Here is a 16955-nt window from a genome sequence, read left to right on the forward strand (position 1 = left end):
GTTTTTGATTTTAATGATTAATTGATTATTCTTAGTCCTGTCGGGGTGAAAAATAACCATGAAATCCAGCCTTAAATTTCCAGCCGGAAGGCATTACCCGATAAGAATCCAAGAGTGACGCTACGTTAGCGTTGATGTGAACGAAGTGAGATTGGTAAGGGGAAGGGTAATGACACAACAGTTAGTTGGCACGGAGTTAGTTTTTACGCAGCATTTTAATGCTGCTGAGCGGCAAGTTTTGCCAGATGAGGCCATTGAATTTTTGACCGAATTGGTGGTGAAATTCGCTGAGCCGAGGAACAAACTCCTTGCTGCACGGGCATCGTGGCAACAGACCATTGATCAGGGCGCTTTACCTGATTTTATTTCGGAAACCAATTCCATTCGTGATGGTGACTGGAAGATTCAAGGTATTCCTACAGATTTACGTGACCGCAGAGTGGAAATCACCGGGCCGGTTGAGCGCAAGATGGTGATTAATGCCCTCAATGCTAATGTAAAAGTCTTTATGGCCGATTTTGAAGATTCATTAGCACCGAGCTGGGATAAGGTTATCGAGGGTCAAATTAATCTGCACGATGCGGTAAAAGGCACAATTTCTTATGCAAATGAATCTGGCAAAATTTATCAGTTAAAACCTAATCCTGCGGTATTGATTGCTCGGGTTCGTGGCCTGCACTTGCCAGAGAAGCATGTTAAATGGCAAGAGGAAGCTATCCCCGGAGGCTTATTCGATTTCGCGTTGTATTTCTACCATAACTATAAGCAATTACTGGCCAACGGTAGCGGCCCTTATTTCTATTTACCAAAAATGCAGTCCTATCAGGAAGCTGCCTGGTGGAGTGATGTTTTCAGCTTTACTGAGCAACGTTTCGATTTGCCACAAGGCACCATCAAAGCCACGGTGTTAATTGAAACATTACCCGCTGTATTCCAGATGGACGAGATCCTCTACCACCTGCGCCATCATATTGTTGCTCTCAATTGTGGCCGTTGGGATTATATCTTTAGTTATATCAAAACGCTGAAGAATCACAGTGATCGTGTATTACCGGATCGTCAGTCAGTGACGATGACGAAACCTTTCCTCAGTGCCTACTCTCGCCTGCTGATCAAGACATGTCATAAGCGTGGTGCGTTGGCGATGGGCGGCATGGCGGCCTTTATCCCGAATAAAGATGCAGAAAAGAATGCTCTGGTACTGGATAAAGTTCGTGCTGACAAAGAGTTGGAAGCCAGCAATGGCCATGACGGTACTTGGGTTGCGCATCCTGGGTTGGCAGATACCGTGATGGAGGTCTTCAACCGCGTATTAGGTTCACGGCCAAATCAGTTAGAGATCACGCGTGAGCAGGATAAGCCAATTACGGCTGCTGAGTTATTGGAGCCTTGCACTGGCGATCGTACTGAGGAAGGGATGCGAGCCAATATTCGGGTGGCAGTGCAATATATTGAGGCATGGATCTCTGGCAATGGGTGCGTACCAATTTATGGCCTGATGGAAGATGCCGCAACAGCAGAGATTTCGCGTACTTCTATTTGGCAATGGATCCATCACCAGAAAAGCTTGAGTAATGGCCAGACGGTGACCAAAGAGCTGTTCCGCAGCATGTTGAGTGAAGAAATGCAGGTAGTGAAGCTTGAGCTTGGCGCAGAGCGCTTTGATGGCGGGCGGTTTGAAGAAGCCGCGTGTCTGATGGAGCGAATTACAACACAAGATGAGCTTATCGACTTCCTGACGCTACCAGGCTACGCATTACTAGCCTAAAACACCCTTCGTACTGGAAGTTGCAGCGGTGTTAGCTACGTTCGCTCACCCGAATCACTTACTTGTGTAAGCTCATCGGGATTCGTTCGCTTGCTGCCTAGCTGCAACTCCAATTACTTTGGATATGACACTCTATTAACCCTACAAGATTGAATAATAAGGAATATCACCATGACTACCTCTCGTACTCAACAAATTCAGCAGTTGGAACAGGAATGGACATCGCCGCGCTGGGAAGGTATCACCCGACCATATAGCGCAGAAGAGGTGATTAAACTGCGCGGTTCAGTGAATCCTGAATGTACGCTGGCGCAGCACGGAGCACACAAACTGTGGGAATTACTGCATGGTGGCGCGCGCAAAGGGTATATCAATTGTCTCGGCGCGTTAACCGGTGGTCAGGCTCTGCAACAAGCGAAAGCCGGTGTTGAGGCAATTTATCTGTCGGGCTGGCAGGTTGCCGCCGATGCGAATACCGCCTCTAGCATGTATCCCGATCAGTCGTTATACCCAGTCGACTCCGTCCCTGCGGTGGTTAAAAGAATTAATAATAGCTTCCGCCGCGCGGATCAGATTCAGTGGTCGAATAATATTGAACCGGGTAGCAAAGGGTATACCGACTATTTCCTGCCGATTGTGGCTGATGCTGAAGCCGGTTTTGGTGGTGTGCTGAATGCTTTTGAATTGATGAAAGCCATGATTGAAGCTGGCGCGGCGGGGGTGCATTTTGAAGACCAACTGGCTGCGGTGAAGAAATGTGGTCATATGGGCGGTAAGGTGTTGGTGCCGACTCAAGAAGCGATTCAAAAATTGGTTGCTGCTCGTTTAGCCGCCGATGTTCTGGGTGTGCCAACCTTGTTGATTGCCCGTACTGATGCTGATGCGGCTGATTTACTGACTTCTGATTGCGATCCATATGACAGTGAATTCGTGACCGGCGAGCGCACAGCCGAAGGCTTCTTCCGCACACATGCCGGTATTGAGCAAGCGATCAGCCGTGGCCTGGCCTATGCCCCTTATGCTGATTTGGTCTGGTGTGAAACCTCTACACCGGACCTGGAACTGGCTAAACGCTTCGCGCAGGCGATTCATGCGAAATTCCCTGGTAAATTATTGGCTTATAACTGCTCGCCATCATTTAACTGGAAAAAGAATCTGACCGACCAGCAGATTGCCAGCTTCCAGGATGATCTGTCGGCGATGGGTTACAAATACCAGTTTATTACCCTGGCAGGCATCCACAGCATGTGGTTCAACATGTTTGATTTAGCCCATGCTTATGCGCAGGGCGAGGGTATGAAGCACTATGTTGAGAAAGTGCAGCAGCCAGAATTTGCATCAGTTGAGCGCGGTTATACCTTTGCATCCCATCAGCAAGAAGTGGGTACGGGCTACTTCGATAAAGTCACCAATATCATTCAGGGTGGCGAATCATCGGTGACGGCATTGACTGGCTCGACGGAAGAACAGCAATTCTAAATGCGGTTTGATTGAACGCGTGTCTTTCAGGAGCCTGCATATGCAGGCTCTGTTCCGTATGGCGGGGGTGAGTATGGCGGTAAAACTGGAACGATTAATCGCTCAGACAATCTTGCAGGGCTTCGATGCACAATATGGTCGCTTTCTAGAGGTCACTGCCAGCGCTCAGCACCGTTTTGAGCAGGCGGACTGGCATGCCGTTCAGCAGGCGATGAAGAAGCGTATTCACCTCTATGACCACCATGTCGGTCTGGTGGTTGAGCAACTAAAGCACATCACCGATCAGCGCTGTTTTGATGCAGAATTTCTGGCACGGGTAAAAGAGATCTACACCGAGTTGTTGCCGGATTACCCGCGTTTTGAAATTGCGGAGAGTTTTTTTAATTCTGTTTACTGCCGGTTGTTTAAGCACCGTGATTTAACGCCGGATAAGCTGTTTGTTTTCAGCTCGCAACCGGAGCGGCGCTTTCGTGAGATCCCACGCCCGTTAGCGCGCGATTTTTCCCCAAAAGGGGATCTGAGTGGCATGTTGCAGATGGTTCTTAGTGATTTGCCGCTGCGTTTGCCGTGGGAAGATCTGCCGCGTGATATCGGCTATATCACAGAGGCTCTTCGGCAAGCATTCCCTGATGAGCAACTGATAGGCGCACGTTTTCAAATCGCTAATGAACTGTTTTATCGCAATAAAGCGGCTTGGTTAGTCGGTAAATTGCGGTTGGCTGAGGGGGTTTATCCCTTCCTGCTCCCCATCCATCACAATGAATCTGGCGCCCTATTTATTGATACTTGCCTCACCGGTAAAGCGGAGGCCAGCATTGTGTTCGGTTTTGCTCGCTCTTACTTTATGGTCTATGCCCCGCTGCCAGCGGCAATGGTGGAATGGCTACGGGAAATATTACCGGGTAAATCGACAGCTGAGCTGTATATGGCAATTGGTTGCCAGAAACACGGCAAAACTGAAAGTTACCGTGAATACCTCACCTTTGTTCATCAATCCAGTGAACTGTTTATTATCGCCCCAGGGGTTAAAGGCATGGTGATGCTGGTGTTTACCCTACCGTCATTTGATCGGGTATTTAAGGTAATTAAGGATCAGTTTGCGCCGCAAAAAGAGGTCAGCCAGGCACGAGTTTTAGAGTGCTATCAACTGGTTAAAGAGCATGACCGCGTCGGGCGCATGGCGGATACTCAAGAGTATGAGAATTTTGTTATTGATAAGCAGCGGATAAGCCCAGAGTTACTGGCCGAACTACAACGGGAAGTGCCGGAAAAGTTAGAAGATTTAGGCGACCAAATCATTATTAAGCATCTCTATATGGAACGGCGGATGACGCCATTGAACCTTTATATGGAGCAGGCCAATGATCAGCAACTAAAGGATGCTATCGAGGAGTATGGTAATGCCATTAAGCAGTTGGCTGCGGCAAATATCTTCCCCGGTGATATGTTATTTAAGAACTTTGGTGTGACCCGCCATGGTCGCGTGGTGTTCTACGATTACGATGAAATTTGCTATATGACAGAGGTTAATTTCCGCGATATTCCGCCAGCGCGCTACCCGGAAGATGAGATGGCCAGCGAGCCGTGGTATAGCGTATCGCCCAATGATGTATTCCCTGAAGAGTTTCGTCATTTCTTATGCACTGATCTGAAAATACGGCATTTTTTTGAGGAGATGCACAGCGACCTGTTTCACGCCAGCTATTGGCGTGGGTTGCAGCAGCGTATTAAGGACGGGCATGTGGAGGATGTTTTTGCCTATCGCCGGAAGCAGCGCTTCTCCCAGCGGGTTTTAAATTAGCGGCTACTGCGCGTTGTCATTTTAGGATTGGGCAGTGCTCAAAATCCTCACGTACTTCGTGTACGCTCCGGTTTTTCCGCGCTGGCCGCACCTAAACTGACTTAGCTCGCTACGCCTTGATTGGGAATGTAAAGAAACACTGTTGTGAGTAATTAGTTCTCGATTCAGAGAGGTGAGGGCAGGCAGAAGAGTAAAGCGTCCGCGCCAGGACGGCGCGGCTCGAGCCTACAGGGAAGTATTTACGGCGTCTTTACGATTTGCTTGTTCTCACCGAACGACAAAGTTTTAACTAATTAACTCCGATTCCCGCCGCCGTATGATTGAGTTATTTCTTTCGCAGCATGAATAACCAGTGCGCCAAGTTCGGTGACGCGGTCGTCGGTAATGCGTGATACCGGGCCGGAGATAGAGATTGCGGCAAAGGCTTCATGGTGTTCATCGAACAGACAGGCGGCGATACAACGCAAGCCGAGGGCATGTTCTTCATCATCAAATGAATAACCTTGCTTGCGAGTCAGTGCCAGATTCTCTTTCAGGCTGGCTGGATTGGTACGGGTATGTTGGGTATATGCGTGCAGCCCTTTCTTATGTAACAACTGCACTAATTGATCATCTGTCAGAGTAGAGAGAAAGGCTTTACCCGCACCGGAAGCATGCATCGGCAGTTTGCCACCAATGGGGGCTGACATGCGCATTAGCGCAGTACATTGTACTTGATCGATAATAATGGCCTGGTAGTCGCTATGGTCGAGCACCGCCAGGTTGACGGTTTCGCCTGATTCATCCATCAAACGGCGTAGCATCGGATGCACCATGGCCAGCAAATTGCGGCTTTGCAGGAAGCTACTGCCAACAATAAAGGCGTGAGCCCCCATGGTCCAAAGCCCTAAATCCCCCACCTGACGGACAAAACCTTGCTGTTGCATGGTTGTCAGCAGGCGATGAGTGGTAGAATTCGGCAATCCCGCCTGTTGTGCTAAATCCGTCAGGGCGACACTGCCTTGTGATTCGGAAATATATTCCAGTAATTTAAGCCCGCGCGTTAATGACTGAACCTGACCGGTTGCAGCAGGGGTGGTTTGTGCAGCTGCCTTGGGTTTTTTCCCCCGTTTAATCGCAATCGGTAACGCCATAAATCCACCTCTCATCTATTTTTATGGAATTCATTTTCGTTTTTCAATTATGCATGCAAACGATAGAAAACGCTCATCCGATGAGTCGGTTTCTCTACCTGAAAAAGTCTCAACTGCTAGCGGACTCATTACATTGATAACTTGTGCTAGGATGACAGATGAATTTTTCAGCATGTCTGATACAAATAAACAACCAAGATACGTCAGATAATGGCAAGGCAACAGGGTAAAGAGGCGACAGACAGTGGTGGACACAGTATTAAACAATAAGGTTAAGCAATTGCATCGGCAACTGGCACAACGGATCTTGGTGCTGGACGGTGGTATGGGCACGATGATCCAGAGCTATCGGCTGGAAGAGGCTGATTATCGTGGAGCGCGCTTTGCTGATTGGCCAAGTGATCTGAAAGGTAACAACGACTTATTGGTGCTATCTAAACCGGAAGTCATTATCGCCATTCACAATGCCTACCTTGAAGCGGGCGCTGATATTCTCGAAACCAATACATTTAACTCCACCACCATTGCGATGGCGGATTATCAGATGGAGTCGCTGTCAGCCGAAATTAACTATGAAGCTGCTCGGTTGGCTCGGATTTGCGCTGATGAATGGACCGCCCGTACCCCAGAGAAGCCGCGCTATGTTGCCGGGGTTCTTGGCCCGACCAACCGTACCGCGTCTATCTCGCCTAAAGTTAATGATCCGGCGTTCCGTAATGTCAGTTTTGATCAGTTGGTTGAGGCTTATCGGGAATCTACCCGTGCCTTGATTGAAGGTGGTGTTGATCTGATTATGATCGAGACGGTCTTCGATACCCTTAATGCGAAAGCGGCTACCTTTGCTGTTGAGTCTGAATTTGAAGCCATGGGTGTGCTGTTGCCGGTGATGATTTCCGGCACCATTACTGATGCCTCGGGCCGGACATTATCAGGCCAAACCACGGAAGCTTTTTATAACTCGCTGCGCCACGTTAAACCGCTCTCTTTTGGCCTGAACTGCGCGTTGGGGCCGGATGAATTACGTCAATATGTGGCGGAGTTATCCCGTATCTCTGAATATTATGTCAGTGCGCACCCGAATGCCGGTTTGCCTAATGCTTTTGGTGAATACGATTTGGAAGCCAAAGAGATGGCCGAGCAGATTGGTGAGTGGGCGCGGGCTGGATTTTTGAATATTGTCGGTGGTTGTTGTGGTACCACACCACGGCATATTGCGGCGATGGTTAAAGCCGTCGCTGGCGTCCCTCCGCGCCCGTTGCCGGATATTGCAGTGGCTTGCCGTCTGGCTGGTCTGGAACCGCTGACTATCGATGCCAACTCGCTATTTGTTAACGTCGGCGAGCGCACCAACGTCACCGGTTCGGCTCGTTTTAAGCGGCTGATAAAAGAAGATAAATATGATGAAGCGCTGGATGTAGCCCGCCAACAGGTTGAAAGCGGCGCGCAGATCATCGATATCAATATGGATGAGGGTATGTTGGACGCAGAAGCCGCGATGGTGCGCTTCCTCAACCTGATTGCCGGTGAGCCAGATATCGCCCGGGTGCCAATCATGATCGACTCCTCTAAGTGGGATGTGATCGAAAAAGGCCTGAAATGTATTCAAGGCAAAGGAATTGTTAACTCTATTTCGATGAAAGAGGGCGAAGCTGCCTTTATCCATCACGCTAAGCTGGTGCGCCGTTATGGTGCGGCCATGGTGGTGATGGCATTTGATGAAACCGGGCAGGCGGATACCCGTGCGCGTAAAATCGAAATCTGCCGCCGCGCTTATAAGATATTGACCGAAACTGTCGGCTTCCCGCCGGAAGACATCATCTTCGATCCCAATATTTTCGCCGTCGCCACCGGGATTGAAGAGCATAACAACTATGCGGTCGACTTTATTGAGGCATGCGCCGATATCAAAGCCGAGCTCCCTCATGCCATGATTTCAGGTGGTGTCTCCAACGTCTCCTTCTCATTCCGCGGTAATGATCCGGTGCGTGAGGCGATCCATGCTGTTTTCCTCTATTACGCTATCCGTAATGGCATGGATATGGGGATCGTCAATGCTGGCCAACTGGCTATCTATGATGATCTGTCGGATGAGCTACGTGATGCGGTGGAAGATGTGATCCTTAATCGCCGTAGCGACAGCACTGAGCGGTTGTTGGATCTGGCCGAAAAATATCGCAGCAGCAAAAGTGGTGAAGTGGCGATTCAACAAGCGGAGTGGCGTGGCTGGGATGTAAAAAAACGGCTGGAATATTCACTGGTTAAAGGCATCACTGAGTTCATCGAGCTGGATACCGAAGAAGCCCGTCAGCAGGCTGAGCGGCCAATCGAGGTTATCGAAGGGCCATTGATGGCCGGGATGAATGTGGTTGGTGACCTGTTCGGTGAAGGGAAAATGTTCCTGCCACAAGTGGTAAAATCTGCCCGAGTGATGAAACAGGCAGTAGCCTATCTCGAACCTTATATTGAAGCCAGTAAGCAGAAAGGCACTACCGCGGGCAAAATCCTGCTGGCAACGGTTAAAGGTGATGTGCACGATATCGGCAAAAACATTGTGGGTGTGGTTTTACAGTGTAATAACTATGAGATTATCGATCTGGGTGTGATGGTGCCGACCGAAAAAATCCTGCGCACGGCGCGGGAGGAAAAGGTCGATATTATCGGCTTGTCCGGCCTGATAACCCCGTCGCTGGATGAAATGGTTAACGTTGCCAAAGAGATGGAGCGACAGGGTTTCACCTTGCCGTTATTGATTGGCGGCGCGACCACCTCGAAAGCCCATACCGCGGTTAAAATCGAACAGAACTACAGTGGTTCCACCACTTACGTCTCCAATGCCTCACGCAGCGTTGGCGTGGTCTCAGCGTTGTTATCTGACACGCAGCGTGATGATTTCGTAGCAAAAACGCGCAAAGAATATGAAACCGTCCGTATTCAGCATGCACGTAAAAAACCGCGAACTCCGCCGGTCAGTTTACAGGTCGCGCGGGATAACCAAACTGTAATCGATTGGGAAAATTATACGCCGCCAGTCGCCCATAAATTAGGTGTGCAGCCTGTCGAGGCCAGTATCGAAACTCTGCGCAATTACATCGACTGGACGCCATTCTTTATGACCTGGTCGCTGGCGGGTAAATACCCACGTATTTTGGAAGATGAGGTGGTCGGCGAAGAGGCCAAACGCCTATTTGCCGATGCCAATGAACTGCTGGATAAATTGTCGGCAGAAAACTTGCTGCATCCGAAAGGCGTGGTGGGAATATTCCCGGCTAACAGCGTCGGCGATGATATTGAAATTTATCGCGATGAGCGGCGTGAGGATGTGCTGGTGGTCAGTCATCATCTGCGCCAACAAACCGAGAAGACCGACTTCCCGAACTATTGCCTGGCTGATTATGTCGCACCTAAATCTAGTGGCAAAACTGATTACTACGGAGCATTTGCTGTCACCGGTGGCTTGGAAGAAGATGCCTTGGCCGAGGCTTATGATGCTCAGCATGATGATTACAATAAAATCATGATTAAGGCCTTGTCAGACCGTCTGGCAGAAGCTTTTGCAGAATATCTGCATGAGCGGGTACGTAAGGTGTATTGGGGCTTTGCACCGAATGAAAACCTGAGCAACGAAGAATTGGTGCGCGAGAACTATCAAGGGATTCGCCCAGCACCGGGCTATCCGGCTTGCCCGGAACATACTGAAAAAGGCCAAATCTGGCAGTTGCTGGATGTAGAAACTCACACTGGCATGAAGTTGACCGAATCCTACGCCATGTGGCCGGGTGCCTCGGTATCAGGCTGGTATTTCAGCCATCCAGACAGCAAATACTTTGCAGTGGCACAGATTCAGCGTGATCAGGTGGAAGATTACGCTGCCCGTAAGGGGATGCCAATAGCGGAGGTCGAGCGCTGGTTAGCCCCGAACTTGGGTTATGATGCGGACTGATATTTAAGTCAGTTGTTCAGTAAAATGAAAGGAGATAGCCGCGATGACTATCTCCTTTTTTAATGCCCTTTAACCCAGTGGTTTGCGTGCTTTAGCCTCGCGTCACACCTGCTACGGCATTTTTCTGTTCGGAGCCACCATGAGCGCCGAGCAGCGGTGTTTTGCCTTCCATCATCTCACCAATGCCACTACCAATTATCTCGGTAACTTTAGACGATGCATTTACTCTCGCCCCGCCCTGGGTATGTTTACCGTTGATATCCTGTAATTCCAGACCATTGGTTTGTAAGTTTACATCGCTGTCTCTATTGGATATTTTGCCACCAATAAGTTCAGTTTTACCCGTTACGTTCAAATTAACTGACTGTGTGCCGCTAATGGCTGACTGTTCTTCAACCGCTTTATTTTCAACGACTTCCACTTCAACTTTAGCTTTGCCGTTGCCACCTTTGACTTGTTCATCCTGAACATTACTTTTGATTTTTTTGCCTGCTGCTTTGGCCCCTTTCTGCCACCATTTGTCTTTGGTTTCTACTTCTTCCTTAGACTCGGTCAAGGTGGCTTCACTGCCTTTTTTAGTGTAGCTAACAGGCTGGACATTATCTTCTTTCTTGCTATCAAAGCGGCTTGAGATTTGGTCATACTGCTTTTTGACTTTATCGAATAACTTATTGGATTTAGTGGTCAGGGTTTTTTTCACTTTATCCGAGCCGATTGGCGTCGCATCGGCTACCTGATTAATCATGCTGTCTTGTTTCTCGTTACTGTGATTGAAACTCAAGCCGGTGTTGACGTTGACCTCCTGTCGGACATCTTCACGGCTTTGCACTTTCAAGTTACCGCCGATAGTGCCAGTAATATCATTAGCTTTGAGCATAGCACCCGCCAGAGCCGTGTTTTTGGCACTATTCAGGGCGATATTATTGCTATTGATATGGGTGTTTTGCTGTATGACAGTATCTAACTGTTTAACACCAACATCCAATTCAGCACTGATATTATGAAGTTTTCCGCTGCTTTGTTTATCAACAACACCTTTGTCATCTTTATTGAAAGAGCTGTTTTGATTACCATTGGCTCCGACAGTAAAGTTCCAGTTATCCCTATGCTCTTTGTCTTGGGCCGACTCCAGCAAGATACCGCCATTATCAGCCGTTAGTGTGGTTTTTTGGCTGGTAATATTGGTATTTTGCATATGGATGGCTTGGTTATCGTGACTACCCGCTTTAACCGTTACCGTACCATTACTATTGATAATGGTGCCCTGATGCTTGAGTGCTGATTCATCTTTGTCAGCAACTTTGACTTCAGCTCCCGCACTGATTCCTTTGTTATTTTTATCTGTCCCAGAACTTTGACTGATACCGGCGTTGGCGCTGGCTGACCAGGTGATATCCTGTTTGGAGCCTTGTGATTGTGCGGCCAACACATCAACTTTGCCGCCAGCTATCAACTGAACATCACCCGTTGCTTTGTCTTTACTGCCAAATGCTGTGCCTGTCAGGGTTAAGTCTTTCCCTGCATTCAGTTCAACACCTTGCTGACCTTGTAATTGGCTGACCTGAGCAACTGAGGTGCTGCTTTGCCCCTTACTGTTGCCACCACCTAAACCAGCACCAAAGTTTTTACTGCCGACGTTAGTGCCAAGATTAGCTTTAGCGTTAGCCTCAACATTATTATGGCTTTCGCTAGTATGGTTGGTGACCTGATCAAAACGAATATCTCCGCCCGCATTAACTGCGATTTTGCCATCCCCTGCATTCATATTGGTGCCTTGATAGGTCGCATCTTGTTTCACGTTGATATTGATGCCATTGGCGGCGTTCATACTACCAACTTGCGCGATATCACCTTTGACATGCTGATCTTTCGAGCCGCCTTTACCTTTGCCATCCAGAGTAATATCTTTTCCGGTAGAGGTGTAAACGCGAATACCCGCCTCGCCAGAGGTTTCGGTAACATGTCGGTCAGAACGATTAACGGCGGCTTCTGAGGTATGGCTCGCAGCATCCAGAGTAATGCCACCTTTATCGGCTTGATATTTTGTCCCCTGATCTTTAACTTCTCCTGCGGCATTGAGCGCGATGTTACCGCCTTTAATTGATGTCACCACCGATTGGCTACTATTGAGGTTGGTTTCTTTAGTTCCGCCTTTAGCATAGAGGTCTAACCCGGCATTGGGACCACCCACTTCGCCGACTGACTCAATCATGCCTCCCAAATCAAGCTCTTGTGCTTTATTGACTACCCCTTCAATTGGGCGGGTGACTTCGCCATAAGCAATATTGGCCTCATAACCGACATCAACCTTGGTAGTTTTGGTATGTGTTTTTTCACTGTTCTCGGCGGCCAGATTGTGGATATTATGGCCCTGAGCCTGATAAGCACCGCCGACGTTATGGTCTGTTCCCTGATTCGTGACATCTTTTGTTGCGGTGATATTCAGATTACCCGCCACCTGTGAACCCGAGACCACGGCGGTTGATTTGTCACTGCTGGTTTGGGTATCCTCGTAGCCTACGTTTACACCACTGCCGGCTTTATCCATGCCACCGGTGTAGTGGAAATCAACTCCAACACTTTCTTTGGTTTTGTTGCTGGAGAGGCTGTCTTGTGCCGCGACAAACGAGACGTTTTCGCCTTTAATTTCTGCATCACCAGTGGTAGCAGTGATTTTCGAACCCGTGAAAGTGACGTCTTTTTGGGCATCCAGTTTGATGCTGCTACCTTCAAGTGCTGCGCCGTGGTTTTTGATACTGTCAGTTTTTTCGCTCTCACTGGTGTGGTTCAGTTTTAAACCTGCCTGATACTGATTTTTACCATCATCACTGGTGAAACCTGAAATAGTCAGCTTGCTTTTTTGCTCATCTATTTTCTGTTGGGTTTGTGCGGCTTTAACATTGACTTCACCTAGCGTTTCAATACCCAGCTCACCGGCGCTTTTTACCAGGCTGCCAATAACATCAACATTATCTTTACTGATTATTTTTAGATTGGCGTCTGACGCTAATTCACCACCGATAACTGTTTCATCACTATTATTGGCTTTATGAGAGCTGCCGGTGATATTAAAGGCGACCCCAGTACGTTCATCTATTTTTGTGGTAGTGGTACTGATAGCATTGTCAATTTTAATACCACCTTCGCTGGCCTGCACATAACCATCCTGTGTTCCTTTAACCTGGCTACCGGTAATGGAAACACCTTTATTGCCGATAACCAAAATTTTCCCATCAGCCGTTATTTCAGAACGATGGATGGTTTCTGCATTTTTATTGTTATTATTGTGATCAATACCACCCAGACCTAAGTTTTGTTCATTCTTGCCGTTAGTTAACGTAATATCTTTGGTCTTTTTTACACCAATATTGACTTCATTGGCATTGATTAATAAATTACCGCCAGCAGAGGCCTTAGCCCCATCGGCACTTATTTTTCCCTCCGCGGTAAGCCCCATATCTCCACCTGCTTGTAGCGTGGTTTTATTCAGTGTTTGGGTGTCTGTTTGATTATTCCAGGTGATATCTTTGATGGTGTGCGCATAATCATGCCCTTTATCGCGAATTGAATTATTATCAATTACACTATCCAATTTTAAGTCTTTCTTGGCTTTGATAGAGAGATTATTACCTGCCTCGATAGAGGTTCCAGAGAGTTTTATATCTCCACTGGTTGATTGAAGAGAAAGGTTGTTCCCTGCAATGATGCTGGTACCAATGTTATTTTTCTGTTCTGCTTTCTTATTAGAAGAATAATTCCACTTACCAAGGCCTAAGAATCCATTAGCACCATCCTCTGAACTACTCGATTGAGCATTAGTGATCTCTTCTGTGCCAAATTTAATATCTGAACCTTGCAGAATAATATTTTTACCCTCAATAATAGCGGCATCAAGATGGTTTTTTTTCTTGGCAATAATCGAAATGTTCGAGCCTTTTATTTTGGTGCGTTTAAGTGTTTGTGTGGTAGAGCCGCCAGCGTAAGACTCAATAATATCGCCTGAGGTAAAAATATCACCGGCGGTGACTGTTATATCTTTACCGCTTAAGTTGGCGGGGGTCGGGTTATAATTCAAATTTGGATCGGAATCAACATCAAGATTCAATCTTCCCGGTGTTGAAATTTCTATCGAGTCACGGGCAGAATACACACTTGACATATTTACCCCATTACCTTCTGCGGTATTAACTATTCTGATTCTACCAGCCACCATACCGCCAAATATTTTACTGTCGTACGCTGAACCAACATATTTTTGTGATGCGAGTATTTCTCCCTCAGTACCCACTTTGTTTTGGCCGAGAATGATATTAATGCCTTCTCTGGAGTCTACAGCTCCCAGCATATTAATACGTGGCGCAATTAAGTCTATTGGCCCAAGTGCTGAAGTATAACCACCTGTTATGTCTAACAAGTTTGTATTGTTGCGGGTGTCAAAGCCTTGTAATTTACCTTGGTCTACTAGTGGGTTACCGACTACCAGTGAGTTTCGGGTAGTATTAATAAAACCGCAGCCATCACAGGTAATTCCATTAGGGTTAGCCAGAATATAGTCAGCAGCCATACCAAAGACTTCCTGCTTGCCTAATAATAATGAAGGATTACGGCTGATAACCTCATTCAGAATAATACTTGCCGCTTGACCATTTAAGTTCTGGTTAGCAGATAATTGTCCGGCAAGTTGTGACTGTCCGGCATTGAGGGAGTTATTAAATACAGCGCCTGCTTTGTTAACGTTAAATTCATTATATTGGTTATGGGACAAACCGGAGGCCGAAGGTTTTACAATATCGACCACCGTAGCGCCATTGACTGAATTAATAGCTGGATCGCCCGCGCCGACAATACCTGCGGCATAACAGGTAGCGACTGATACTGAAATAATCGCGACTGCCGCCGCCAGCTTTCCTGCCGGGGAGAGCTTGAACTTATTTTGTTTCATTTTTACTTCTCCATTTTTGTCATATTGCTTGGTGTTGATAAAAATTGGCTTGCGCTGGCAGCGGATTAATTAAAAGGAATAAGAGAAGCGCGCCAGAATCTGAGTAGGGTCTTTATTCTCTGTTTTACCGGACAATAAGTGTCCACGGCTGGCTTCAATATCCAGTTTGATATCGCGATAGCTGACGTTGATGCCGGCACTTAAACCCATAGCACTGCTCCAGCCCTGAGGGTTTTGCTGAATACGGCCTACATCTGCTCCTAGCCGCGGGGTTAGGGTGGTATTGCCGAGGGTAAAGTTGCGCGATAAGGTGTTCTGGAGATACCAACCTCTATCCGCCGATAAGGTATTGCGACTAAAGCCGCGAACAGCATTGCTGTCGGTGACGCTCAACCATTCAACGCCTGGCAGACGGTCACGGGTGTATTGGCCATAGAACTGATTGCTAAACAGGTAGAAATCATCAAACAGTTTGAAATATTGATTGGAAGTCACAGCGGCTTTAGCTTTGGTGAATTGGCTGTCCTGATAATTGGCGGTCAAATTCTGATCAGCACCTAACCATGATAATCCCTGCTCGAGGCTGACATTCACATTGAATATGCCAGTGGGCATAATGTGCAGATGATTAATACCTAATTCTAATACTGTCAGTGTTGGGCTGCTGACGGCGATTTTCTGTTCGTTAAAGTAGTTTTCTGCCTGTTTATAGGTTAGTTGTGCACTTAAGCCATTAATTTGGTCTTGGTCGCGATAGAAAACATAATCGGTACGCAAACCATGCTGCTGGGTTTTACCCTGTAGCTCGATGGTATTAAATTGTAATTGCACCGGATAAAGGTATTCGGAATAACTGCCAAAGCCACTGAAGGTTAATGCACCATAAGGCACGGAATAAAACAGTGAATAGGCGCGGCTATGGTTTTTCTGTGGGTTATCGGTGGTACTGCTGATATTTAAGCTGAGAGAATCTGATAACCCTAGGGGGTTATCGAAAGAAAATGCATTACGACTTAACCATTTACCGGTGCTTTTGTTGCCATAATTATCGAGTGATGTTGTCAGATGCCAGGGTTTTGACCGGATATTACTCAACCTGAGAATTGAACCGCCCGGCTCTGTTCCCGGTAAAATATCGACGGTTATTTTATTGGAGGGTAAACGGTTAGCTTGATCGAGTCCTTGGTCAAGTTGTTTAATATTTAATGGTTCCCCGACCATATTGGAGAAAACAGTTTCACCGTTTAATTCTGGGTCAACACTTTCAATGCTCTCAATAAAACCTTCGGTTACATCGAAACCCAATTCGCCCTCTTCATCGGTAGGAATAAACTGGACGCGGGCGGTAATATAACCTTTGTTAAGATAAAGCTGAGTGAGTTCACGAGCCAACAGATTGACATTTTCGCTACCAATACATTGTTCCGGTATTGGGCTTAAGGTCTCTAAATCCGCTTCAGTCAATAAGGTAATACCCTGGATATAGACGCCGCTAATGGGGAGGCATTGCGCACTATCATCTAATTCAGGTGCACTATTTTCGGGCGTTTCTATCTCTGCCTCAGGCTGTTTAGCATGAGGCTGACGACGCTCTTCTATTAAGTGATTAATTTCAGTACTGCTGTTCTGTAGGTTCTGGCGTGATTCATTGATCGGGGAGGGAATATCTATCCCCGGTGTCATGTTTGCGTGAGCGCCCGTGCTCAATAAAAAACATAATGCGGTACGTTTTTTTATCATGATATTTGTGGGGGAATTTTCTGGGTATAACGCGATGAGTGGACCCAGTCCTTTCCGTCCTTGAGTCAAATTTACGGGCAGCACTATTACCGTCCCTAAAGAGTAGAGACGGCGGGCTGAAGACAATAATTAAGGAATATTAAGGGAGAAGG

7 protein-coding genes are annotated in these 16955 nt (G+C 47.3%); 4 read left to right on the plus strand and 3 right to left on the minus strand.

All coding sequences use genetic code 11. The features are described from left to right. The first annotated feature begins 169 nt into the window (after positions 1-169). From aceB to aceK, 3 genes are all read left to right on the plus strand, one after another. Entirely contained in the window at positions 170-1768 is a 1599-nt protein-coding gene (aceB, locus tag V2A85_RS15100) for a malate synthase A (protein ID WP_420071756.1), read from the plus strand. 171 nt (positions 1769-1939) lie between these two features. After that, positions 1940-3247 carry an isocitrate lyase gene (gene aceA, locus V2A85_RS15105; protein WP_420071757.1) on the plus strand — a complete coding sequence of 436 codons (1308 nt, stop codon included), beginning with the start codon at positions 1940-1942 and terminating at the stop codon, positions 3245-3247. 73 nt (positions 3248-3320) lie between these two features. Then, positions 3321-5048, plus strand: coding sequence for a bifunctional isocitrate dehydrogenase kinase/phosphatase (gene aceK / locus V2A85_RS15110; protein ID WP_420071760.1), 1728 nt, complete (start codon positions 3321-3323; stop codon positions 5046-5048). 293 nt (positions 5049-5341) lie between these two features. Here the strand turns inward: aceK and iclR are convergent, their stop codons facing one another. Further along, entirely contained in the window at positions 5342-6181 is an 840-nt protein-coding gene (gene iclR, locus V2A85_RS15115; protein WP_372560361.1) for a glyoxylate bypass operon transcriptional repressor IclR, read from the minus strand. Between the two features lie 244 nt (positions 6182-6425). On the opposite strand from iclR, the gene metH reads away from it, so the two are divergent. Then, the gene (metH, locus tag V2A85_RS15120; protein ID WP_372560362.1) at positions 6426-10121 is read left to right on the plus strand and encodes a methionine synthase; all 3696 of its coding nucleotides are present in this window, start codon (positions 6426-6428) and stop codon (positions 10119-10121) included. Positions 10122-10212: 91 nt separating this feature from the next. Here the strand turns inward: metH and V2A85_RS15125 are convergent, their stop codons facing one another. Beyond that, entirely contained in the window at positions 10213-15063 is a 4851-nt protein-coding gene (locus V2A85_RS15125; protein ID WP_420071758.1) for a hemagglutinin repeat-containing protein, read from the minus strand. Positions 15064-15132: 69 nt separating this feature from the next. Next, positions 15133-16803 (minus strand): ShlB/FhaC/HecB family hemolysin secretion/activation protein, encoded by a 1671-nt coding sequence (locus V2A85_RS15130; RefSeq protein WP_420071759.1) that lies wholly within the window; start codon positions 16801-16803, stop codon positions 15133-15135. Positions 16804-16955: the final 152 nt, after the last annotated feature.

This window comes from Yersinia sp. 1252 StPb PI (assembly GCF_048593885.1).
GTDB classification, from domain to species: Bacteria; Pseudomonadota; Gammaproteobacteria; order Enterobacterales; family Enterobacteriaceae; genus Yersinia; species Yersinia enterocolitica_E.

Excerpts from the sequence above, each read along its gene's own strand:
- V2A85_RS15125 (WP_420071758.1), bottom strand. The coding sequence starts at position 15,063 with ATGAAACAAAATAAGTTCAAGCTCTCCCCGGCAGGAAAGCTGGCGGCG.
- V2A85_RS15130 (WP_420071759.1), bottom strand. The coding sequence starts at position 16,803 with ATGATAAAAAAACGTACCGCATTATGTTTTTTATTGAGCACGGGCGCT.
- aceA (WP_420071757.1), top strand. The coding sequence starts at position 1,940 with ATGACTACCTCTCGTACTCAACAAATTCAGCAGTTGGAACAGGAATGG.
- aceK (WP_420071760.1), top strand. The coding sequence starts at position 3,321 with ATGGCGGTAAAACTGGAACGATTAATCGCTCAGACAATCTTGCAGGGC.
- aceB (WP_420071756.1), top strand. The coding sequence starts at position 170 with ATGACACAACAGTTAGTTGGCACGGAGTTAGTTTTTACGCAGCATTTT.
- iclR (WP_372560361.1), bottom strand. The coding sequence starts at position 6,181 with ATGGCGTTACCGATTGCGATTAAACGGGGGAAAAAACCCAAGGCAGCT.